At 45.2% G+C, this 22,448-nt stretch carries 27 protein-coding genes and 1 tRNA gene; 24 read left to right on the top strand and 4 right to left on the bottom strand.

All coding sequences use genetic code 11. From position 1 onward, the window contains the following. Positions 1-4: 4 nt before the first annotated feature. The 7 genes from TPET_RS00430 to yqeH are packed head-to-tail and all read left to right on the top strand — an operon-like array spanning position 5 to position 5,845. A complete protein-coding gene (locus TPET_RS00430) occupies positions 5-766 on the top strand; it encodes a response regulator (RefSeq protein WP_011942788.1) in 762 nt (253 codons plus the stop codon). Beyond that, the gene (ftcD, locus tag TPET_RS00425; protein ID WP_011942787.1) at positions 763-1,677 is read left to right on the top strand and encodes a glutamate formimidoyltransferase; all 915 of its coding nucleotides are present in this window, start codon (positions 763-765) and stop codon (positions 1,675-1,677) included. The genes TPET_RS00430 and ftcD overlap by 4 nt, the downstream gene beginning before the upstream one ends. Further along, positions 1,674-2,129, top strand: coding sequence for a 23S rRNA (pseudouridine(1915)-N(3))-methyltransferase RlmH (locus tag TPET_RS00420; RefSeq protein WP_011942786.1), 456 nt, complete (start codon positions 1,674-1,676; stop codon positions 2,127-2,129). Before ftcD ends, TPET_RS00420 begins: the two co-directional genes overlap by 4 nt. Positions 2,130-2,145: 16 nt before the next feature. Continuing rightward, the gene (locus TPET_RS00415; RefSeq protein WP_011942785.1) at positions 2,146-3,513 is read left to right on the top strand and encodes a hemolysin family protein; all 1,368 of its coding nucleotides are present in this window, start codon (positions 2,146-2,148) and stop codon (positions 3,511-3,513) included. Then, positions 3,452-3,850, top strand: a complete 399-nt coding sequence (gene cdd, locus TPET_RS00410; protein WP_011942784.1) for a cytidine deaminase — start codon at positions 3,452-3,454, stop codon at positions 3,848-3,850. Before TPET_RS00415 ends, cdd begins: the two co-directional genes overlap by 62 nt. After that, positions 3,846-4,742 carry a GTPase Era gene (gene era / locus TPET_RS00405; protein WP_193325872.1) on the top strand — a complete coding sequence of 299 codons (897 nt, stop codon included), beginning with the start codon at positions 3,846-3,848 and terminating at the stop codon, positions 4,740-4,742. The genes cdd and era overlap by 5 nt, the downstream gene beginning before the upstream one ends. Before the next feature lie 11 nt (positions 4,743-4,753). Then, positions 4,754-5,845 carry a ribosome biogenesis GTPase YqeH gene (gene yqeH / locus TPET_RS00400; protein ID WP_011942782.1) on the top strand — a complete coding sequence of 364 codons (1,092 nt, stop codon included), beginning with the start codon at positions 4,754-4,756 and terminating at the stop codon, positions 5,843-5,845. On the opposite strand, the gene dnaJ is transcribed toward yqeH, so the two are convergent. The 3 genes from dnaJ to hrcA are packed head-to-tail and all read right to left on the bottom strand — an operon-like array spanning position 5,842 to position 8,498. Further along, positions 5,842-6,951, bottom strand: a complete 1,110-nt coding sequence (gene dnaJ, locus TPET_RS00395; RefSeq protein ID WP_011942781.1) for a molecular chaperone DnaJ — start codon at positions 6,949-6,951, stop codon at positions 5,842-5,844. The genes yqeH and dnaJ overlap by 4 nt on opposite strands. A gap of 6 nt (positions 6,952-6,957) precedes the next feature. Then, a complete protein-coding gene (locus TPET_RS00390) occupies positions 6,958-7,476 on the bottom strand; it encodes a nucleotide exchange factor GrpE (RefSeq protein ID WP_011942780.1) in 519 nt (172 codons plus the stop codon). A gap of 5 nt (positions 7,477-7,481) precedes the next feature. Beyond that, positions 7,482-8,498, bottom strand: a complete 1,017-nt coding sequence (gene hrcA / locus TPET_RS00385) for a heat-inducible transcriptional repressor HrcA (protein WP_011942779.1) — start codon at positions 8,496-8,498, stop codon at positions 7,482-7,484. A gap of 129 nt (positions 8,499-8,627) precedes the next feature. On the opposite strand from hrcA, the gene TPET_RS00380 reads away from it, so the two are divergent. The 11 genes from TPET_RS00380 (at position 8,628) to secF (ending at position 17,442) form a co-directional block, all read left to right on the top strand. Continuing rightward, positions 8,628-8,714: transfer RNA gene (locus TPET_RS00380), tRNA-Leu, on the top strand. 54 nt (positions 8,715-8,768) lie between these two features. Beyond that, positions 8,769-9,776: an L-threonylcarbamoyladenylate synthase gene (locus TPET_RS00375; RefSeq protein WP_011942778.1), complete on the top strand. Its 1,008-nt coding sequence runs from the start codon at positions 8,769-8,771 to the stop codon at positions 9,774-9,776. Positions 9,777-9,783: 7 nt separating this feature from the next. After that, positions 9,784-11,265, top strand: a complete 1,482-nt coding sequence (locus TPET_RS00370; protein ID WP_011942777.1) for a sensor histidine kinase — start codon at positions 9,784-9,786, stop codon at positions 11,263-11,265. After that, complete coding sequence (locus TPET_RS00365) at positions 11,234-12,091, top strand: HDOD domain-containing protein (protein ID WP_011942776.1); 858 nt, start codon at positions 11,234-11,236, stop codon at positions 12,089-12,091. Before TPET_RS00370 ends, TPET_RS00365 begins: the two co-directional genes overlap by 32 nt. A gap of 12 nt (positions 12,092-12,103) precedes the next feature. Then, positions 12,104-12,499 carry a 30S ribosome-binding factor RbfA gene (gene rbfA / locus TPET_RS00360; protein ID WP_011942775.1) on the top strand — a complete coding sequence of 132 codons (396 nt, stop codon included), beginning with the start codon at positions 12,104-12,106 and terminating at the stop codon, positions 12,497-12,499. Beyond that, positions 12,496-13,425, top strand: coding sequence for a tRNA pseudouridine(55) synthase TruB (truB, locus tag TPET_RS00355; protein ID WP_011942774.1), 930 nt, complete (start codon positions 12,496-12,498; stop codon positions 13,423-13,425). Before rbfA ends, truB begins: the two co-directional genes overlap by 4 nt. Before the next feature lie 5 nt (positions 13,426-13,430). Further along, positions 13,431-14,312 carry a riboflavin biosynthesis protein RibF gene (gene ribF, locus TPET_RS00350; RefSeq protein WP_011942773.1) on the top strand — a complete coding sequence of 294 codons (882 nt, stop codon included), beginning with the start codon at positions 13,431-13,433 and terminating at the stop codon, positions 14,310-14,312. Positions 14,313-14,319: 7 nt separating this feature from the next. Next, positions 14,320-14,820 carry an ECF transporter S component gene (locus TPET_RS00345; RefSeq protein ID WP_011942772.1) on the top strand — a complete coding sequence of 167 codons (501 nt, stop codon included), beginning with the start codon at positions 14,320-14,322 and terminating at the stop codon, positions 14,818-14,820. Continuing rightward, on the top strand, positions 14,813-15,163 hold the full coding sequence (yajC, locus tag TPET_RS00340) for a preprotein translocase subunit YajC (protein WP_011942771.1): 351 nt from the start codon (positions 14,813-14,815) through the stop codon (positions 15,161-15,163). The genes TPET_RS00345 and yajC overlap by 8 nt, the downstream gene beginning before the upstream one ends. A 3-nt stretch (positions 15,164-15,166) precedes the next feature. Then, complete coding sequence (gene secD, locus TPET_RS00335) at positions 15,167-16,564, top strand: protein translocase subunit SecD (RefSeq protein WP_011942770.1); 1,398 nt, start codon at positions 15,167-15,169, stop codon at positions 16,562-16,564. Next, a complete protein-coding gene (gene secF / locus TPET_RS00330) occupies positions 16,561-17,442 on the top strand; it encodes a protein translocase subunit SecF (protein WP_011942769.1) in 882 nt (293 codons plus the stop codon). The genes secD and secF overlap by 4 nt, the downstream gene beginning before the upstream one ends. Positions 17,443-17,465: 23 nt before the next feature. Here secF and TPET_RS00325 read toward each other — a convergent pair whose 3' ends face one another. Beyond that, positions 17,466-18,533, bottom strand: coding sequence for a glucose-1-phosphate thymidylyltransferase (locus TPET_RS00325; protein WP_011942768.1), 1,068 nt, complete (start codon positions 18,531-18,533; stop codon positions 17,466-17,468). A gap of 82 nt (positions 18,534-18,615) precedes the next feature. On the opposite strand from TPET_RS00325, the gene rplI reads away from it, so the two are divergent. The 6 genes from rplI to pdo are packed head-to-tail and all read left to right on the top strand — an operon-like array spanning position 18,616 to position 22,444. After that, positions 18,616-19,065 carry a 50S ribosomal protein L9 gene (gene rplI, locus TPET_RS00320; RefSeq protein ID WP_011942767.1) on the top strand — a complete coding sequence of 150 codons (450 nt, stop codon included), beginning with the start codon at positions 18,616-18,618 and terminating at the stop codon, positions 19,063-19,065. Continuing rightward, positions 19,062-19,904 carry a ribonuclease Z gene (rnz, locus tag TPET_RS00315; RefSeq protein ID WP_011942766.1) on the top strand — a complete coding sequence of 281 codons (843 nt, stop codon included), beginning with the start codon at positions 19,062-19,064 and terminating at the stop codon, positions 19,902-19,904. Before rplI ends, rnz begins: the two co-directional genes overlap by 4 nt. A gap of 12 nt (positions 19,905-19,916) precedes the next feature. Beyond that, positions 19,917-20,339 carry an NfeD family protein gene (locus tag TPET_RS00310; protein WP_011942765.1) on the top strand — a complete coding sequence of 141 codons (423 nt, stop codon included), beginning with the start codon at positions 19,917-19,919 and terminating at the stop codon, positions 20,337-20,339. Positions 20,340-20,352: 13 nt separating this feature from the next. Next, a complete protein-coding gene (locus TPET_RS00305; protein ID WP_011942764.1) occupies positions 20,353-21,270 on the top strand; it encodes an SPFH domain-containing protein in 918 nt (305 codons plus the stop codon). Further along, entirely contained in the window at positions 21,267-21,749 is a 483-nt protein-coding gene (locus TPET_RS00300; RefSeq protein ID WP_011942763.1) for a hypothetical protein, read from the top strand. Before TPET_RS00305 ends, TPET_RS00300 begins: the two co-directional genes overlap by 4 nt. Positions 21,750-21,778: 29 nt before the next feature. Continuing rightward, the gene (gene pdo, locus TPET_RS00295; RefSeq protein WP_011942762.1) at positions 21,779-22,444 is read left to right on the top strand and encodes a protein disulfide oxidoreductase; all 666 of its coding nucleotides are present in this window, start codon (positions 21,779-21,781) and stop codon (positions 22,442-22,444) included. Positions 22,445-22,448 lie beyond the last annotated feature (4 nt).

Here is a 22,448-nt window from a genome sequence, read left to right as displayed (position 1 = left end):
CACGGTGACTCCAACGGTTATGGTAGTGGATGAATCCAGAATCACCTTCCTTGCCGTCAAAAATGCCCTTGAAAAAGACGGTTTCAATGTGATTTGGGCAAAAAACGAGCAGGAAGCGTTCACGCTCCTTCGCCGCGAAAAGATCGATCTCGTGTTCGTAGATGTGTTCGAAGGTGAAGAGAGCCTGAATTTGATAAGAAGAATACGTGAAGAGTTTCCCGACACGAAGGTCGCGGTTCTGAGCGCCTACGTTGACAAAGATCTAATTATTAATTCGGTGAGAGCGGGTGCGATTGACTACATTCTCAAACCCTTCAAGCTCGATTATCTCTTGGAAAGAGTCAAAAAAATCATTTCTTCCGCACCCAGGCTCACCGTTTCTCTCAAGAAAAATATCGAGGATCTTGAGATCACCCTCAAGTTCGAAGATATCGTGAGAAAAGAAATAAAGCGTTCCAACAGGACAGGTTCTCGTTTCTGCGTCATGTACGTTAAGTTCGAAGATATCATGAGAGACTACGAGACTATCAAGAAATTCTTCAGGGAAACAGATTACATCCTACCCATCTCTGCCAGCGAATACCTGTTTGTACTGACACTGACGGGAAAACACGGAATAGAGGCCGTTACAAAGAGGATGAAAGAGAAACTTTCCGAACGTTTCAGCTACACGTACGTGTGTTACCCGGACGATGGTAAAACCTATGAGGAAATCATTTTAACTCTGAAAGATAGAATGTCCAAACCAAGGGGGAATGAGAGTTGAAACTGATAGAATCGGTACCAAACTTCAGTGAAGGGAGAAGAAAGGAAGTAGTTGAAAAGATCGTCGCGGAAGCGAAAAAATACGACAGGGTATGGGTACTCGACTGGTCAATGGATGCGGACCACAACAGATCGGTGGTAACGCTCGTGGGAGAACCGGAGAACCTCATAAACGCTCTCTTCGATATGACGAAAAAGGCGGCCGAACTCATCGATTTGAGAAATCACACAGGCCAGCATCCCAGAATGGGTGCAGCGGACGTCATACCACTTGTGCCCCTCTACAACACGACCATGGAAGAGTGTGTGGAGTATTCGAAAATACTCGGACGCAGGATAGGAGAGGAACTGGGTATTCCCGTGTATCTTTATGAAAAATCTGCCACACGACCTGAAAGACAAAATCTTGCAGATATCAGAAGGGGAGAGTTCGAAGGCTTTTTCGAGAAAATAAAAGATCCCCTGTGGAAGCCCGACTTCGGCCCCGACCGCGTACATCCCACAGCGGGTGTGACGGCGGTTGGTGCGCGTGAATTTCTCATAGCTTTCAACGTGAACCTTGGAACGTGGGATGTGAAGATAGCCGAAAAAATAGCCAGGGCAATCAGATTCTCCAGCGGAGGGCTCAGGTACGTCAAAGCGATAGGTGTTGATTTGAAAGGAAAGGGAGTTGTCCAGGTTTCTATCAACATAACAGATCACAAAAGAACACCTCTCTATCGAGTTTTTGAACTCATAAAGATGGAAGCCGAACGATACGGGGTACCGGTTCTGGGATCAGAGATAGTGGGACTTTTCCCGCTCGAATCTCTGTTGAAGACGGTTTCTTACTACCTGAGAACGGACCTCAACGCTAAAAAGGTCATAGAATCCAGTCTTCTGGAAATACTCGTTAGAGAGAGTGAGAAATGAAAGTAAGAATAGCGGTGGTTGGGAAACTGGACGGTTTTATCAAAGAAGGTATAAAGCACTACGAAAAGTTCTTGAGACGATTTTGTAAGCTTGAAGTTCTCGAAATAAAGCGAGTTCACAGAGGAAGCATCGAAGAAATCGTCAGGAAGGAAACAGAGGATCTGGCAAACAGGATTCTCCTCGGAAGTTTTGTTATGGTCATGGATAGGAGAGGGGAGGAAGTTTCTTCAGAGGAGTTTGCCGACTTTCTCAAAGATCTGGAAATGAAGGGAAAGGATATAACGATCCTGATAGGTGGGCCCCATGGGTTGAATGAGGAGATCTTCGCGAAGGCCCACCGTGTTTTTTCATTATCGAAAATGACCTTTACACATGGTATGACCGTTCTGATAGTTCTGGAGCAGATATTCAGAGCGTTTAAAATAATCCATGGGGAAAACTATCACTATTGATGGAGGTGGAACAAAAGTGGAAGATCCTGTCAGTAGTGCTTTGACTCTTGGACTGGAGTCGCTGCTGCTGTTTGTCCTGATCTATCTGTCGAACTTTTTCTCTTCTTCGGAGACTGCTCTCACTCTCATGAGCAAGGTTAAGATCAAAGAGTTTCTGGAAGAAAAGGAGGAAAACTCTGAAAAGGCAAGTTACATACACCTGTTCAACAAGTATCTTACAACGATTCTCATAAGTAACAACCTCGTCAATCTCTTTGCATCCTCTATCTCCACTCTCATCTTCTTGAATCTACTCAGAAACATGAGTGAAGAGTTTGTGGCGATTGTATCCACACTCTTCATTACCACCATCCTTCTCATCTTTGGTGAAATCACACCAAAGGTCCTGGCACGATCAGATCCAGAACGCGTGTTCCGCAGATCGATAGGTGTTATCAGATTTCTTACCCGTGTACTGGATCCCATGGGAAGGTTACTTGTGAAAATAGCAGACGGTATCATCTCCCTGAGAGATGGAAAAAAGGTCTCTGAAGATCTGTTCATAACTGAGGAGGATATCGTTTCTATTGTTCAGGTCGGAGGAGAAATGGGTGTCATAGAGGAGGAAGAAGAAAGGATCATCAAGCGCGCTTTTGAAATGAAGCAGATAGCCGTGAAAGAAATCATGACACCGCGGGTCGACATAGTGGCGATAGAGGAGAACCAGACAGTGAAAGACCTCATCGAACTGGTTGAAGACGAAGGGTACTCCAGAATACCCGTTTATAAAGAAACCATAGACAACATCGTGGGTATCTGCTACGCTAAGGACGTGCTTTCGATTCTGGCTGCAAAAGATTGTGAAGAAGTAAAAGCTATGAAAGTGAAAGATATCATGAGAGAAGCCCTGTACGTTCCTGAGACGATGAATATAGACGAACTTCTTAAAATCCTCAAAGCCAAGAAGATTCATATAGCGATCGTTGTGGATGAGTACGGGGGCACAGCCGGTATCGTAACACTGGAAGACATCATCGAAGAACTCTTTGGAAACATAATGGACGAGTACGACTACGATGAGATCTCCGGTATAAGAAAGATCGATGAAAGGACTTTTGTGGTAGATGGGACCACACCGATAAACGACATCGAAATGGAGTTGCGTGTTCAATTTCCAGAGACAGAGTACGAAACGATAGCGGGATATCTGCTCGAGCACTTCAAAAGGATACCGAACGTTGGAGAAGAAGCGGTGATCGGAAATCTGTACTTCAAAATACTCGCTGTCGGAAAAAACAGAATAGAGAAAGTCATGATAAAGATACTTGAGGGGGAAGAGATCGATGGTGGACCCGGAAAAGTTGGTGAAAATGGCTCTGGAAGCCAGGAAAAAGGCGTACGCTAAGTACTCGGGTTTCAGAGTAGGTGCCGCTTTGCTCGCGAAGAGTGGAAAAATATACACGGGGGTGAATGTGGAGAATTCTTCTTATGGTCTTACGATCTGCGCTGAAAGAGTAGCCGTGTTCAAGGCTGTCTCTGAAGGAGAGAGGGAGTTCGTGGCAATAGCAATAGCATCGGATTCTTCAGATAAAACCGCTCCATGCGGTGCTTGCAGACAGGTTCTTTACGAATTTTCCGATGATCTGGACGTGATAATGGCGGATAGGGATGGGAATTTTGAAGTGATGAAATTGAAAGATCTCCTACCAAGAGGATTCAAGCTGGGAGGTGATGAGCATTAAATCGGGTTTTGTTGCTCTGGCAGGAAAACCGAATGTTGGGAAATCGACATTTATAAACGTTGTTATGGGAAGAAAAGTCGTGATCGTCTCAGACAAACCTCAAACTACCAGGAACAGGATAAACTGCATCTACACGGACAGAGATAGCCAGATCATATTTGTGGACACTCCCGGTATCCACAAACCTCTTCACAGACTTGGAGAATACATGGTGAAGGCTGCTGTTCAGGCTCTTAAAGGAGTGGATCTGATTCTCTTCATGCTGGACGCGGCGGATGGCTTTACGAAGACAGACGAACACGTTGCGAAGATTGTGAGCGAGTCTGGAACCAAAACTATCATCGCTGTGAACAAGATCGATGTGGCGGGTGAAGAGAAGGCGAAAGCGGTGGGACAACTCGCAAAAAGTATGGTGGAGAACGTTGTGTCTGTCCATTACATATCCGCTCTGAAAGGTGAGGGTGTCTTCGAAGTTCTGGAGAAAATAAAAGAAGAACTACCGGAAGGGCCACAGTATTACCCCGAGGACATGGTAACGGATCGTCCTCTCTCTTTCATGGCTGCTGAAATCATAAGGGAGAAGATCTTTCATCTCACACGACAGGAAGTGCCTCATTCCACGGCCGTGGTGATCGAGGAAATAAAGGATAGACCAAATGGTGTTCTCTATATACGAGCGAACATATACGTGGAGCGCGATTCTCAGAAAGGAATTCTCATAGGAAAGAACGGCAGCATGATAAAGAAAATTGGAACGCTCGCCCGTGAGGAACTGGAGTTTCTCGTGGGAAGAAAAGTGTATCTCGACCTGAACGTCAAGGTAAAAGAAAATTGGAGAGAAAAGGACTTCATCATACTACAGGAAATAGGATTGAAAGACGACATAAAATGAGGTGAGACTCGATGAAGTGTCCCGGATGCGGAGCAGCCATTCAGTTTGAGGATCCAAAAAAACCAGGGTACATCCCGCGTGAGGTCTACGAAAGAAGGCTCGAAGAAGGAAGAGAAATACTCTGTCAAAGATGCTTTCGGATGAAACATTACGGCAAACTGGAGCCAGTCGAATTCAATTGGGATTTCAAAAACCAGTTGAAATCGTACCTTGGAGGATTCGATGTTGTGGTCTGGGTGATCGATATTTTCGATTTCGAGGGAACTTACAGAGAGGATATAGCAGAAATTTTGAAGGGGAAGAGGGTTATCTACGCCATAAACAAGGTCGATCTCCTGCCAAGGGTGGTTACAGTGAAGGAAATCAAAGAATGGGTGAAGAAAAGGATAAGAGTACACAATCCGGATGACATAAGGATCGTCAGTGCTGAAAAAAGTTTTGGTCTGAGCTCGCTTGTGAAGTATCTTTCACTGTTGACCGACAAGGCGCTGGTGGTGGGAGTAACGAACGTTGGAAAATCTTCTCTGATGAACAAGATCTGTACCCATGAGAACACCATAAGTCCCTTCCCGGGGACAACTCTGGGTATTCTCAGAAGAAAGGTAAGAGAAGCGAATCTGTATCTCTACGATACCCCAGGTATCATGACAAACGATAGAATTCTCGATCTTCTGGATTCTGAATGTCAAAAAAGAGTTTTACCAAGAGAAGAGCTCTCCAGGAAAACCTTCAAGCCGGATAATGGAAGAACCATCTTCATGGGGGGACTGTGCCGATTCGATATCCATTTTGAAACAGAAAAGAATCCGATCTTTCTGCTTTTCTCCTCTAAAGAAGTAACCTTCCATGAAACGAAGAGGGAAAGAGCAGATGAGCTCATGAGAAACAGACTGGGAGATCTGTTGATTCCTCCGTGTTCCAAAACAGAATTTGAAAACTTCAAGTGGAAGAGAGAAATTTTCACATTAAAAGAAGGAGAAGAACTGGCGGTGGCAGGACTGGGATGGATGAGTGTCCGAAGAGGCCCTTTCACCGTCGAAGTCACGGTTCCAGATAACGTTAAGCTTGTTGTAAGAGAAGCACTCGTCAATCCCAAACGTTAACCGATCGTGACCCCGCGTTTTTTCGCCAGGTCTTCAAGGACTTTTCTTTCCTCTCTGGAAAGAGTCTTTGGTATCTCAACGTGTACATTTACGATGAGATCTCCGCGTCTTCCATACCTGTTTGGAAGGCCTTTTCCCTTCAATCTGAAGACGGTTTCCGGCTGAGTTCCCGGAGGAATCTTCAGCATTGTCGTACCACCTTCTGGAAGGGGAACTTCAACGGTTGTTCCCAAAATGGCCTGGAGGTAGTCTATTGTAACATCGTACACGAGATCCGAACCGGATTTTTTGAATCTAGGATCTGGTTTCACGCGGACGATGACTATCAGATCACCGTAAGGTCCGCCGTAATATCCAGCATTTCCACCGCCAGTGATTCTAAGCTGAGTTCCATCTTCCACATTTGGCGGTATTTTCACCGTTCTCCTGACCTTTCTGAGAACTCTACCACTTCCACCACACTCGTGGCAGTATTCCCGTGGAATCTTCCCCGTGCCACCGCATCTCTCACAGGTTCTCTCACTGACGAAGTAACCAAAGAACGATCTTCGTTCTTCTCTGATCCTTCCCGTTCCACCACAACTTGGACAGTTTATGTATCCGGCATTGGGTTCCACGCCTGTTCCGCCACATCTCGGACAGGTTTCGTACCTTTCGTATTCCACGGGTATCTCTGCTCCATTGATCAGATCGGAGAGAGTTACTTCTATTTCGTACCGTATATCTTCACCTCTTCGGGCGTATTCTCTTTTCTCTTCCTGACCGGGTCTCTCACCAAAGAAAACATCGAAAATGTCCCTGTTGAAAATATTTTCGAACTCTTTGAATATATCCTCGAAGAAGCCACCAGATTCTGTTTCCTGATACGTGGGCTGTTCTCCTACGTACCCGAAACGATCGTACATGGCCCTTTTTTGTGGATCGCTGAGGACTTCGTAGGCCTCCTGAATTTCCTTAAAACGTTGTTCGGCCTCTTTTCTGTTTTCTGGATGTCGATCCGGGTGCCACTCTTTCACCAGTCTTTTGTAAGCCCTTTTTATTTCTTCCTGTGTGGCGTCTCTGGGAACACCGAGAATTTCGTAGTAGTCCTTTTTTTCACGTTTCATGATTCATCACTCCTTCTCGTCAGAAGGTTTTTCAACCTTCTCTGCTTCCTTCTTTCGTGGTTTCACTGCAACCTTCACTTTTGCGGGTTTCAGGACTTTCCCGTGGAATTTGTAACCACTCTCTACTACCTCGAGGACGGTGTACTCTTCCACATCTTCCGTTTCCACTCTTTCAACTGCTTCGTGTTCAAAGGGATCGAATTTCTCTCCTACGTGGATCTTTGTGAGTCCTTCTTTTTCCAAGACGTTCAGGAGTTTTTTGTATATCATTTTCACGCCTTCATAGAAGGCGTCTCTCTTTTCCCCTTGATTCAATGCCCTTTCGAAATCATCAAGAACGGGAATGAGTTTCAATATGAGGTATTCGTTTGCGTTCTTTATCAGTTCTCTTTTTTCACGGGCGACTTCCTCGCGGTAGTTTTCGTATTCGGCCTTCAGTCTTTTTGCGTACTCTTCCAGTTCTTTATATTTTTCTTTCAGTTCTTCACATTCCTGTGTGAGTTCCTTTTTGTCCTTTTCACTCATCTTTTTCACCTCCTGGAGGTCGAAGTGAAATACTCCGAAAGACGGTTCAAAATGTACTCAAATATTTTGTGATTTCTATCGTACCTTGTAACCTTCGACGTGAAGAAGTACACACTACCGATAGGAGATTCTCCTTTGAAGTATCTTCCTGAAAAAACAGCGAATTTCTCCAGATTTTTTCTGCCAATTTCCCTTCCTATCATGACGCTTATGCCTTCTCCAACTAAGCTCTCAAGAAATTTCTGATCTTTGATCTCTTCAAGAAGGTTTCTGATGTCTTCCAGAGCGAGTGTCTCGTCTTTTAGAAGGTTTTCAAGACCTGCATCCAGATATCTTTCGATGGTCTCGCCTATTAGAGATTCTATCAGTCTGAGGAATCCACTCCCTTTCAGGCTTTCTATTCTACCCAACAATACTTCTCCTATTGTTTTGCCTCTGAGGAGGAAATTGAGTTGTCTTTCGATTTCTTCCCAATTCAGTCGTTCCTGAGTTTTGATGGGAGTAACTCTGGAAACACCGAACTCCGTCAATATGGAAAAGATGAGGTAATCCTCCGAAACGGGAATGAGCATCACCCTGAGTATTTTCAAATCTCTGGTGTTTGGTCTTTCTATGAGGACGTAACCCTCCGTCAATCGGGCTAAGAGATTTCCCGCGAGGAAGAGAACTTTTTCTGGATCAGCTAGGGGCATCGATTTGAAAGTCTCCACAGCAAGATCTGCTTCTGATGTCTCTTTTGAGATTTTCAACATCTCCTCGTAGTAAAACCTCAGCCCCTTGTCAGTTGGAATCCTACCTGCTGATGTGTGGGGCTGGTATATGTATCCAAGATATTCCAGTTTTTTCATATCGTTTCTTATAGTGGCACTGCTGAACTCTATGTTGCTCACTTCCAGAACTCTCTGTGAGCTCACGGGTTTTTTGTTTTCTATGTACTCTCTCACGATGCAGTAAAGCACCTTTCTCTGGCGATCATTCAATTTTTTCGAAGCATCACTGTTCTTCCTGTTGAGCCTTCTCATGATTTAGCACTCCCTTCTTTTGAGTGCTAATAATAAGTTTAGCACACATTTTAAAAGAATTCAAGAAGAAAGCGAAATTCTCTGATCTTGACTTTAAAAAGAAGAAACTGGTACTATATATATTGGAGGGCCGAGGTGGCGGAATGGCAGACGCGGCTGACTCAAAATCAGCTGGGGGATGACCCCGTGCGGGTTCAAGTCCCGCCCTCGGCACCACAGGGGGCTCCAGAGAGCCCCTTTATTTTGTATCATATCAGGAGGGAGAAACCTGTGACTAAAGTGTTAAAGGTGGATCCCCTCTTCCCCGACGAAGAAGTTTTGAAAGAAGCAGTCGAGCTTCTCCGGAACGGAGAAGTTATCATTTTCCCCACTGAAACCGTTTACGGAATAGGAGCGGACGCGTACAACGAAGAAGCCTGCAGGAAGATCTTCGAGTTGAAGGGAAGACCCACTGACAATCCCCTCATTGTTCATATACATTCTTTCGATCAGCTGGAAGAAATCGCAGAGGGTTATGAAGCTCATCTGGACTTTTTGAAAAAGTTCTGGCCGGGACCGCTGACAGTTATTCTTCGAAAAAAATCTGAAAAGATACCTCTCGTGGTGACCGCTGGTCTTTCAACAGTGGCTGTGAGGATGCCGGCACATCCGGTGGCCCTGAAGTTGATAGAACTCTTTGGAAATCCTATAGCCGCTCCAAGCGCAAATCTATCGGGGAGACCCAGCGCTACCAACGTGCAACACGTCATAGAAGACTTCATGGGTAAAGTTAAGCTGATAATCGACGCGGGGAATACCCCCTTTGGCCTGGAGTCCACCATTGTGGACCTCACAAAAGAAAAGCCCGTTCTTCTGAGGCCAGGGCCAGTGGAGGTTGAGCGATTGAGGGAGCTCTTTCCGGAACTCGTAGTACCTGATTTCGTACGAAAAGGGAATTTTAAAGGCAGACCGCTTGCACCGGGAATGAAATACCGACACTACGCTCCTTCAAAGCCTTTGATACTCGTAGAAGATTTGACGAAGATGGAAGAAGTATTGAAAAAGTATCCAAACCATGTGGTCATCTGTGTTGATGAGAGAAAGGAGCTGTATGACGATATAATCGTTGTGGGATCTTTGAAAAATCCCTACAGTATCGCCCAAAACATCTTTTCTGTTCTGCGAGAAGCAGAAAAAAGGGGTAAAGAGTATATAATTGTTGAGGGATTTGAAGAACGGGGAATTCTGTTTGCTGTGATGAATCGTCTGAGAAAAGCGGCGACGGAAATCGTGAGGTGATTTTTCCTTGGAGGAAACACAAGAAAAGATAAAAAAACAGAGCGATCGTCTGTTTTTACTCCTTTCGATAATGATAATGGAGTTTTCCAATGCGAAAACAGAAAACGATATTCTTCAGGGTCTTTTGGACCTTGTAAAGAAAGTGGTTGATATTAAAGAAGTGATCCTCGTCGATGAAAACAAGAGAAAAATCTGGGGAAGAGATGTCGATATAAAAAGATTCGAAGAGTTCATTGACTGGTCCATCAGACAATCCAATCCTGTCTTTGTGGAAGATGGGTACGGTTATGTTGGAATAGTTCCTGTTGTGAAACAAGACAGGATGTTTGGGAGTTTAATCGTACTCCTTAACCACCAGCCATCGATGGAAGAAACGGAGATTTTCAAAGTTCTTTCGTTTCTTTCAGCGATCGTTCTGGAAAATATAAAGCTGTACAGAGAATTAGAAGAAACTTACAACTACGTGAACGTTATTCTCAATGGTCTTCCAGAAGGGATCTTTGTTTACTCGAGTGGAGAAATAAAATTCCAGAATGAAAAGTTCAAAGAAGAGAATTTTCCAGATGAAGTTTTGAAAAAGGCCATTTCTCTATCAGAAGAAGCAATATCTCTGCGAACACAAAGAGTGGGTGAAGTGATATCAGGGGAAGAATTCTTTTCCATCACCTCGATACCTCTTGTCCTCGGCAGTGAAGTCCAGGCGCTGACGATCGTTGAAAACGTAACGGAATCGAAAGAACTCGAAAGACTGAAGCGTATAGACAGGATGAAAACGGAATTCATAGCGAATATCTCGCACGAGCTAAGAACCCCTCTAACAGCCATAAAAGCTTATGCGGAGACAATTTACAACACTCTGGAGGAACTGGATCTCGGTACCCTCAAGGAATTCCTCGAAGTGATAATGGATCAAAGCAGCCACCTTGAAAATCTCCTGAACGAGTTACTTGACTTTTCTAGGCTTGAAAGAAAATCCCTTCAAATAAACAGAGAAAAAATTGATCTCTGTGGTCTCATAGAAAGTGCGGTGAACGCGATCAAGGAATTTGCTTCATCTCACAACGTGAATGTTCTCTTTGAGAGTAATGTTCCATGCCCTGTGGAAGCTTACGTCGATCCAACAAGAATCAGACAGGTACTTTTGAATCTTCTCAACAACGGGGTGAAGTATTCAAAGAAAGATGTACCCGACAAGTACGTGAGGGTGATCTTGGATGAGAAAGATGGCGGTGTTCTCATAACCGTGGAAGACAACGGTATAGGAATACCGGATCACGCAAAGGATAGGATATTCGAACAGTTTTACAGGGTAGATTCTTCGTTGACCTACGAAGTGCCTGGAACAGGACTTGGCCTTACCATAACAAAAGAGATCGTGGAACTTCACGGCGGCAAGATATGGGTGGAAAGTGAGGTGGGGAAGGGATCCAGATTCTTTGTATGGATCCCAAAAGACCGTGCCGGCGAAGATAATAGACAGGATAATTGAAGAGATAGACAAGTTACCCTCACCGAATGTTGTTGTTCAAAGGATAATCGCCGTTTGTTCGAAGCCGGATGCGTCTTCGACAGAAGTAGCGAACACTCTCATGATGGACGCAAGTCTGAGCGCCAGGGTGTTGAAGCTGGCCAACTCAGCCTATTATGGCGTTCCAAGAAAGATAACCACGTTGAGTGAAGCGGTGATGATCCTTGGTTTCAAAACGGTGAGAAATCTCGCTCTCAGCGTTTTCACTTACGATATGGTTTTCAAAAACGGTTCTTCCGGCATCGATCGCGAAAAACTCTGGGAACATTTCATAGCGACTGCTATCGCTTCGGAAACGATCGCGGAAACAATGGGCTATCCCCTCAAGGAGGAGATCTTCATAGCAGGACTCCTCCACGATCTGGGCAAAGTGGTTTATGATCTCCTGTTCTCCGATATACTCGAAGCGGAAGTCAGAATCGCTCAAAAGACGAAGAGGAACCTCATAGACATAGAAGAGGAGCTTGGGATTCCACCGCACTCCGAAGTGGGCGCAAAGTTGCTCAGGAAGTGGAACTTTCCAGATCTTCTTATTTTGTCTGCTGAATACCACCACAACGTCGAGGGTAACCCAAACGAACTCTTCGTCAATCAAGTTTCTATGGTCCACATTGGAGATGTGATAGCGAATATCATGATGAGAGGAGCATCTCTTTCGTGGGGAGATCCGGAACTTTCACCTTTCGCCTTGAATGTATTGAAGATGAAACCGAAAACTTTTTTGCGAATACTGGATAAATCTAAGGAGAAGTACAGCAAGGCTCAGGAATTCTTGCAGATAGATTAGGAGGTGGAAAGAATGAATCCAGCCTATAGAAAGGCCATGCTCGAATCGGAGATTCAAAAACTTTTGATGGAAGCACTTCAACAGCTGAGAGATCCCCGCTTGAAGAAAGATTTTGTCACTTTTTCCAGAGTGGAGTTATCAAAGGACAAAAGGTACGCAGACGTCTATGTCAGTTTTCTCGGAACACCGGAAGAACGAAAGGAAACGGTTGAAATATTGAACAGGGCGAAGGGTTTTTTCAGAACCTTTATCTCCAAAAATCTGAGGCTCTACGTTGCTCCGGAAATCCGCTTTTACGAGGACAAAGGCATAGAAGCGAGTGTAAAAGTTCACCAGCTGCTGGTTCAACTTGGATACGATCCTCTGAAGGACAAAGAAAAGAAAGAGGAGGATAAGGAAGAAGAGTGAAGCACGGAATCCTTGTAGCCTACAAACCTAAAGGACCCACATCGCACGATGTTGTGGACGAAGTGAGAAAAAAATTGAAGACGAGGAAAGTCGGACACGGTGGAACTCTCGATCCGTTCGCCTGTGGTGTTCTCATAATCGGTGTCAACCAAGGTACGAGAATTCTTGAGTTCTACAAAGATTTGAAAAAGGTGTACTGGGTGAAGATGAGGCTCGGTTTGATAACTGAGACCTTCGATATAACAGGCGAAGTTGTTGAGGAACGAGAATGCAATGCCACCGAAGAAGAAATAAGAGAAGCAATCTTTTCCTTTGTGGGAGAATACGACCAGGTTCCGCCCGCTTATTCTGCCAAGAAACACAAAGGCGAACGTCTCTACAAACTGGCGAGAGAGGGAAAGATCATAAATCTTCCTCCAAAGCGAGTGAAGATCTTCAAGATATGGGATGTGAATGTTGAGGGGAGAGACGTCTCTTTCAGAGCGGAAGTGTCTCCCGGCACCTACATAAGATCTCTCTGTATGGATATAGGTTACAAGCTCGGCTGTGGTGCCACCGCCGTTGAGCTCGTACGAGAGAGCGTGGGATCTTATACAATTGAGGAAAGTTTGAACGTATTCGAAGCCGCTCCTGAAGAGATTGAAAACAGGATCATACCACTCGAAAAATGCCTTGAGTGGCTGCCGCGTGTTGTCGTTCATCAGGAATCAACGAAAACGATTCTCAACGGTTCTCAAATACACCTTGAGATGCTCAAAGAATGGGACGGTTTCAAAAAGGGGGAAGTTGTCAGAGTATTCAACGAAGAAGGACGGTTACTTGCTCTGGCTGAAGCGGAAAGAAATTCTTCTTTTCTGGAAACCTTGAGAAAGCACGAAAGAAACGAGCGAGTTTTGACTCTCAGAAAGGTCTTTAACACGAGGTGAAAGGAATGGTTGTCAGCATCGGAGTTTTCGATGGAGTTCACATCGGGCATCAGAAGGTCTTGAGGACCATGAAGGAAATAGCATTTTTCAGGAAGGACGATAGCCTGATCTACACCATATCCTATCCTCCCGAATATTTCTCGCCGAATTTTCCCGGTCTTCTCATGACGGTAGAAAGCAGGGTGGAGATGCTCTCTCGCTACGCCAGAACCGTTGTTCTGGATTTTTTCAGAATAAAAGATCTCACCCCAGAAGGGTTCGTCGAAAGGTATCTATCTGGAGTATCGGCTGTTGTTGTTGGAAGGGATTTCAGATTTGGCAAGAACGCGAGTGGAGACACGTCTTTTCTCAGAAAGAAAGGTGTGGAAGTCTATGAAATTGAAGATATCGTTGTTCAGGGAATAAGAGTGAGCAGTTCTCTGATCAGAGATCTCGTTCAGAAGGGAAGAGCAGAGGAAATACCTGTGTATCTTGGCAGATATTTCGAGATCGAAGGAATCGTCCACAGAGACAGGGAGTTTGGAAGAAAGTTGGGATTTCCAACCGCTAACATCGATAGAGGAAATGAAAAACTTGTAGATTTGAAAAGAGGAGTTTATCTGGTGAGAGTTCATTTTCCAGATGGAAAGAAAAAATTTGGTGTCATGAACGTGGGTTTCAGGCCCACCGTGGGTGATGCGAGAAACGTGAAGTACGAGGTGTACATCCTGGATTTCGAAGGCGATCTTTACGGAAAGAAGCTGAAACTGGAAGTGTTGAAATTCATGAGGGAAGAGAAGAAATTTGATTCAATCGAAGAGCTGAAGGCTGCTATTGACCAGGATGTGAAAAACGCCAGGAACATAATAGATGATATAATCAATTCGAAGTTCGAAAAAGAGGGGTGATATGCAGATGCGGAAGCTGACCTACACTGCCATGTGGCTCGCTGTTGGTGTAGCTCTTGCCTATCTTTTTCACCTGGTGAACCTTGGGAGAATGTTCTTGCCTCTTCACCTGGTAGCTATGCTCGCTGGAGCGACCTCTGGAGCCTTTGTGGGAGGAGTAACAGGTGCGGTACTTCCTATTCTTTCGTTTTTAACGATGGGAATGCCACCATTTCCAATGTTTCTCTTTATGATACCTGAGGTGTTCACGTACGGTTTCGTTATGGGGGTTATGAAGAAAAACATATTCGTTAGAATCCTCATCGCTGTGGTTCTTGGAAGACTCGTTTACTCGGTTTCTTACTACGTTCTTGGGGCTCTCATTGGTATCAAGCTTCAGCCGTTAACCTCCATTTTGTTGAGTTTCACCACGGGTATTCCCGGTATCGTTCTTCAATTCATTTTGGTTCCACTGGTTTACAGACGGCTTCAATTGATATTTGAGAAGGGAGGAAAGGAGAATGCCTGAGATCATCTACGCAGCAGCTCCAGGTGCTTCGAACGGTACCACCACAACCACAACAGGTGGTGGCTGGGGAAGTCTACTCTTCATGCTGATATTCTTCATAGCTATTTTTTACTTCATGATCATCCTTCCCCAGAGGAGAAGGGAAAAACAGTTCCAGCAGATGATAAGTCAGATGAAACGAGGAGACACGGTCGTCACAATCGGAGGAATTGTCGGGAAAGTCATCGATATCAAAAAAGACACCGTCAAGATCAAAACGGCAAATTCCACGGAACTCGAGATAACAAAAAGAGCTATTTCCACGGTTATAAAGGAGAGGTCACAGGAAGATCAGGAGGGATGATGAATGAGGGGAGACAGAGTAAGACTCGTAGTGGTTCTACTGGTACTGGCTGGCGCTCTGCTCGCCATCTTTTGGCCCAGTAAAGGAGGATGGATATCCAATATTCGTCTTGGTTTGGATATAAAAGGTGGTGCAAGGATCGAATACATGGTTGAAGTTCTTCAGGAAACGGAAAATCCTTCCGATGTTGTGGATGACGTGTGGACTGTGTTGAGAAACAGGCTCGATGCGGCTGGTTACACAGAAGCAGCTGTGAATAAAGTACTCCGGGATAACAAATACTACATAGTGGTGGAAATACCCGGAGCGACCGACACGGTCCAGGCAGAAAAGTTGATCGGATCGACGGGTGTCCTTTATTTTGCTCAGGTTCTCGATGAGTACCTCGGTGAAGATCCCAGCAAAGTACCTGAACTTTCCCTTGAAGCCAGAAGAGAGAACGCGGTATGGCTCAAAGGAAGAGACGGAAAGTGGTACCTCGTGAAAAAAGAGATAATGGGTAGGAAAGACCTGGTTCTTGAAGCTCCAAGAATCGTGTATGCAAGACCGGAAGTGGAGACAAGAACTGGAAGATACGGCTACAAGGTCTCTTTTGAGCTTTCAAAAGAGTATGTTGATGTGTTCAAGAGGATCACACAGGCGCTGTACGTTCCCGAAGGGACCTACGATCCAAAGAAGAGACTCGCCATAGTGCTCGATAACGTTGTTCAGTTCGCTGGTCAGGTAGTTGCAATCATAACTGATGGGAAGGCAGAGATAACAGGTAACTTCTCACTGGAAGAAGCGAAACAACTCGCTGCCATTCTGAGAAGCGGTGCACTTCCCGCAAGGCTCGTAAAAACCTCTTCGGGATGGGTTGCACCACTCCTTGGACGTGATGTGATCGATGCCTCCCTGAAAGCGGGAATAATCGGACTCATACTCGTTCTCGCTTACATGATCATCTATTACAGAACGATGGGAATAGTCGCCGATCTTGCGCTCATTTACAACACCGTACTGCTTCTTGGTGTGATGGCGGCCGGCAAATTCATCCTCACCCTCCCTGGAATAGCTGGTATCATCCTCACTATAGGAACGACCGTCGATGGAAACGTGATCATATACGAAAGGATAAAAGAAGAGATGAGGTTGGGTAAACCTGTTAAAACTTCCATAGCGGCTGGTTTTGATAGATCGCTTTCAACGATACTTGATGCGAACATCACGACGATACTCACAGGTCTCATCCTCTACTATTTTGGCACCGGAACCATCAAAGGCTTTGCCATCACTCTGATCATCGGTGTACTTGGCAGTATCTTTGTGAATCTGGTGTTCAGCCGTCTGCTTCTCGATGCACTTGCGCGCTTCATAAAACCCTTCAGAGCCGGTGAGGCACAGGGAGGGACCGGACAATGAGAAAAGAAATTGATTTCATGGGAAAGTCGAAAATCTTCATCACGATCTCGCTGATACTGATAGCGGTATCCATCGTTTCCATATTCACGAGAGGATTCAACTTCGGTGTGGAGTTCACCGGTGGCTCTGAAATCATAGTGAGATTTGAAAACAAGCAGGTCACTGAAGATGACATAAGGACAGCCATCTCTCAAATCTCTGAGGAATTTGCAAAGGCGAGAATAGTTGAGATTCGTTCCGCGGGTGATCCTTCAAACGTTCAGAAGTACTCCATCATCGTTCCGAAAACTTACGAACCAGATGAAAAGCAGAAGATTCAAGAAGAGATGGAAAAACTCCTTTCTGGTAAGGTGGTGTCCTTCAATGAGATCAGTGGAACGGCGGCCGAGGAAATCAGAAGGGGAACGTGGACAGCGATTCTGGTGGCTCTTGTCGTGCTCCTCATCTACATAACCATCAGGTTCAGGTTCATCTTCGGAATCGCCGCCGTTGTGGCTCTGATACACGATGTGCTCATCACCATGGGATTCTTCTCGCTGTTCGGCTACGAGATAAACGTCGCGGCGGTGGCAGCGTTTCTCACACTGCTTGGTTACTCTCTCAACGACACGATCGTTCTTTCAGACAGGATCAGGGAGAACATGAGAAGATATCGCGGGAGGAACATGGAGAACATCGTGAACATGAGTATAAATCAGGTGCTCGCCAGAACGATAAACACCTCTCTCACCACGTTCTTCGTCGTTTTTGTCCTTCTTCTGTTCGCTGGAAACGCCGTCAAACCTTTCGCTTTCGGAATGACGGTGGGGACGATTGTGGGGACGTACTCCTCGTTTTACATTGTCTCACCTATCATCGTGAAATGGACGAAACAATAAGAGGGGCTCAAAGCCCCTCTTTTTTAAAGTTCCACCCGACTCATGTCTCCCAGGATGAGATTCAAACTCGCGGGTCTCTTCTGTGATCCCCTCACAGAAACTCCCTTTCCCAGTATGGAAGAGTCTATCCTTTTTTCCACACCCGTTATGGAACATTCATCCATCACAATGCTGTTTTCCACTTCACAGTCTTCAAGTATCACGCTGTTTCCTATCGAAGAGTAAGGCCCCACGTAGGAGTTCTTTATGAAACAATTCTCTCCTATAACTACAGGACCTCTGATCACAGAATTGACGATTTTCGACGCTTTTCCTATTCTCACAGGCCCTTGTATGGAGGACTTGTCATCCATTTCCCCGAGAAATTCTTCGGTTGTCTCCATCAGGATCTTCCTGTTGGCTTCTAGCAGATCTTCAGGCTTTCCAGTGTCTTTCCACCAACCGTAAACGATGTAACCCCGAACCTTTTCACCCTTCTCAATAAGGTATTCGATGGCGTCCGTTATCTCGAGTTCTCCTCTCCAAGAAGGTCTTATGTTCTTTATCCCTTCGAAGATCTTACTTTTGAAAAGATAGAGACCCACTATGGCGAGGTTGCTGGGAGGTGTTTTGGGTTTTTCCACAACCTTTATCACTCTGTCACCTTCCATCACGGCTACACCGAAACGGGTTGGATCCTTGACTGGTGATAGCAGAATTGAAGCGGCATAGTCCGAATTTTCAAAATCTTTCACGAATTTTCCCAGATCTTCGAGAATGAGGTTGTCTCCCAGATACATCATGAAATCCTCGTCTCCGAGAAATTCTCGTGAAACCCAGACGGCGCGTGCAAGGCCCTTAGGTTCTTCCTGAATGATGTAAGAGATCCTGAGGCCGAAGTTTTCGCCTGTACCAACTATGCTTTTAAACTCTTCGGCGTTGTGAGGGCTCACCACGATCCCCACTTCTTCGATACCAGCTTGTGCGATATTTTCCAGACTGTAGAAGAGAATAGGCTTGTTAGCAATAGGAATAAGGTGTTTGGCGGTTGTGAACGTGAGCGGTCTGAGTCTTGTCCCTTTTCCAGCACACAGAACTATCGCTTTCTTCACACTTCACACCTCCTCTTTTCAAGATTATATCAATCAAGCATGATAGAATAGATAAGGAAAAATTTTCAGGAGGTGATTTGTTTTGAAGGTGATACTTCTCAGGGACGTTCCAAAGATCGGGAAAAAGGGTGAGATCAAAGAAGTTTCGGATGGGTACGCGAGGAACTACCTCATACCCCGTGGTTTTGCAAAAGAATACACGGAGGGGCTTGAAAGGGCGATAAAACACGAAAAGGAAATAGAGAAAAGAAAAAAAGAGCGAGAAAGAGAAGAGAGTGAAAAGATCCTCAAGGAATTGAAGAAAAGAACTCACGTTGTGAAGGTCAAAGCGGGTGAAGGCGGAAAGATATTCGGAGCTGTCACAGCCGCAACACTCGCAGAAGAGATCTCAAAAACCACCGGTTTGAAGCTCGATAAAAGGTGGTTTAAACTGGACAAACCCATAAAAGAACTGGGTGAGTACTCTCTGGAAGTCAATCTGCCAGGGGGTGTGAAGGACACTATAAAGATCAAGGTGGAGAGAGAAGAATGAACATCATAGGGTTTTCGAAGGCGCTGTTTTCCACCTGGATCTATTATTCGCCGGAGCGCATACTTTTCGATGCGGGAGAAGGAGTCTCCACGATTCTTGGAAGTAAGGTGTACGCCTTCAAATACGTCTTTCTCACTCATGGGCACGTGGATCACATAGCGGGATTGTGGGGAGTTGTGAACATAAGGAACAACGGTATGGGAGACAGAGAAAAGCCACTCGACGTTTTTTATCCAAGGGGAAACAGAGCCGTGGAGGAGTACACCGAATTCATAAAGAGAGCAAACCCCGATCTCAGATTCTCTTTCAACGTTCACCCTTTGAAGGAAGGTGAGAAGGTTTTTCTGAGGGACGCAGGGGGATTCAAAAGGTATGTTCAGCCGTTCAGAACGAAACACGTTTCCTCCGAAGTGAGCTTTGGTTATCACATATTCGAAGTTAGAAGAAAATTGAAGAAAGAATTCCAAGGATTGGACAGCAAAGAAATCTCACGTCTTGTAAAAGAAAAAGGCAGAGACTTCGTCACTGAAGAATACCACAAAAAGGTTCTCACTATCAGCGGGGACTCGCTGGCGCTCGATCCTGAGGAGATTCGTGGAACGGAATTGCTCATCCACGAGTGTACTTTCCTGGACGCACGCGACCGAAGGTACAAGAACCACGCTGCCATAGACGAAGTGATGGAGTCTGTGAAAGCAGCGGGTGTCAAAAAAGTCATTCTCTACCACATTTCCACCCGTTACATAAGACAGCTCAAGTCGGTCATAAAAAAATACAAGGAGGAAATGCCTGATGTAGAGATCCTTTACATGGATCCAAGAAAGGTGTTTGAAATGTGAGGGGGCGAAAATATGGAAGCCTGGGTGTTCTGGCTTGTTCTCGGTGTGATCCTTATGGTTGCGGAAATTCTCACACCTACATTCTTCATATTCTGGTTTGGAGTGGGCGCCCTTGCCGCTTCTCTGGTGTCACTTTATCTTGGAGTATATGTTCAAATCATAGTCTTTGCAGCTGTATCTATAGTACTCGTCTTTTTCACGAGAAGGCTGGTTCAGAACTGGGAATCTCCGAGAAAGATCCATGTTGAAGAGATCGCTGGAAAGGTGGCTCTCGTCATTGAGACAATAGACAACAGAAAGGGAACTGGCCTTGTGAAGATCGATGGAGATGTGTGGAGGGCGTACGCGGAAGACGACGATGAGGTCATAGAGAAAGGAGAACACGTGAAGATAATGAAGGTGGAAGGTGCCCATGTGGTTGTAAAAAGAGTATGAGGGAGGTGTTTCTATGTTGATAGCTCTTGTTGTTCTGGTTTTCTTCCTGATCGTACTGGCTGCGAGTTCTATAAGGATCGTGCGTCCGTACGAACGGGGGCTTGTGGAAAGGCTCGGGAAGTTCAAAAGAGAAGTCGGGTCTGGAGTACATTTCATAATTCCCTTCTTCGAGCGAATGATAAAGGTAGACATGAGAGAAAAAGTCATTGATGTTCCTCCACAGGAGGTCATAACAAGAGATAACGTGGTTGTGACGGTAGATGCCGTGATCTACTACGAGATCACCGACGCGTACAGGGTGGTTTACAACGTGAGCAACTTCGAGATGGCCACCATAAAGCTCGCTCAGACGAATCTGAGAAACGTCATAGGTGAACTGGAGCTCGATCAAACGCTCACATCCAGGGAAAGAATAAACATGAAGCTTCGAACTGTTCTCGACGAAGCAACGGACAAGTGGGGTGTGAGAATCACACGGGTTGAGATCAAAAAGATAGATCCACCTCAGGATATCACCGATGCTATGAGTAAGCAGATGAAGGCGGAGAGAACAAAAAGAGCGGCCATACTGGAAGCGGAGGGTTACAAACAGGCGGAAATATTGAAAGCAGAAGGTGAGAAAAACGCGGCCATTTTGAGAGCAGAGGGTGAAGCGGAAGCCATAAAGAGAGTCGCAGAAGCGAACATGCAAAAACTCATTCTCGAAGCCCGTGGACAGGCTGAGGCGATAAAACTCGTTTTCAACGCGATACACGAAGGAAATCCGACCAAGGATCTTCTCACCGTCAGGTACCTTGAGACGCTGAAGGAAATGGCTAACGGTCAGGCGACAAAGATATTCCTCCCATTTGAAGCGAGTTCCATACTCGCAAGCCTGGGAGCCATATCTGAAATTTTCAAAAAGGAAGAAAACAAGAGGGATGAGAAATGATTTGGCTCCTTGAAGGGCTGTCCTTTTCTGTTGTTGGATTCTTTGTATCTGTCTTCTTTTCCTATCTCTATCTGAAAAGAAGAGAAAAAATTGATCTGAGCGCCCTCAAAATATTCAACGAGTTCACCATACTGGGTCTCATTTACCTGTTTTCCTGGATGTTGAATTCTCTCTTTTTCTATCTTATGGTTGTCGTTCTTGCAGTGTTTTTCTTTCTTGGAGAATCTGTTCATTTTCTGATGAGTATAAATGAACAGTACCGCGTTATGTTTCTCTCCTTTGGATACAATGACAGAGAATTCAGCCTTTATCAGATCAGAAAAAAGCTCTTCAAATCCTTTGTAAAACCTGCCCTGAAGTTTTTTGGTCTGTACATTGTCTTTTCGAATGCAGATCTAAAGAATCCTTTCGTGATTTCAATCTTGCTTGTTCTTGGTGTAACAATAGGTTTACTAAACGGAGTAGACAAGTTCGACTAATTTGGTAGAATTATATTGGAGGTGAAAAAATGGGTATCTTGTCGGACAAGGACATTGCTTATCTCAAGGATCTCTTTGGGAAAGAACTCAAAAGAAAGGTAAAGATCGTCTTTTTCAAGACGAAAGACAAAACGCGCTGTCAGTACTGCGAAATCACGGAGCAGGTCCTGGAGGAACTCGTTTCTGTCGATCCAAAGCTCGAACTTGAAATTCACGATTTCGACAGCGACAAAGAAGCGGTGGAAAAGTACCAGGTGGAAATGGTCCCTGCTACAATTCTTCTGCCCGAGGATGGTAAGGATTACGGTATTAGATTCTACGGAGTCCCTTCAGGACACGAATTTGGAACACTCATTCAAGATATCATCACCGTCTCTGAAGGAAAACCGCAGCTTTCCGAGGAGAGCATTCAGAAACTCCAGAGTCTCGAGGAACCGATAAGGATCAGTGTGTTTGTTACACCAACGTGTCCCTACTGCCCCAGGGCGGTTCTCATGGCTCACAACATGGCCATGGCCAGCGACAAGATAATAGGAGAAATGATAGAAGCGAACGAATACTGGGAGCTGAGTGAGGAATTCGGAGTCTCTTCTGTTCCCCATATCGTTGTGAACAGAGATCCATCGAAATTCTTCGTAGGGGCTTATCCCGAGAAAGAGTTCATAAACGAGGTGTTGAGACTCGCAAAGGGGTGATGAG

Source organism: Thermotoga petrophila RKU-1 (assembly GCF_000016785.1).
Lineage (GTDB): Bacteria > Thermotogota > Thermotogae > Thermotogales > Thermotogaceae > Thermotoga > Thermotoga petrophila.
This window is presented reverse-complemented; position numbering and strand designations above follow the sequence as displayed.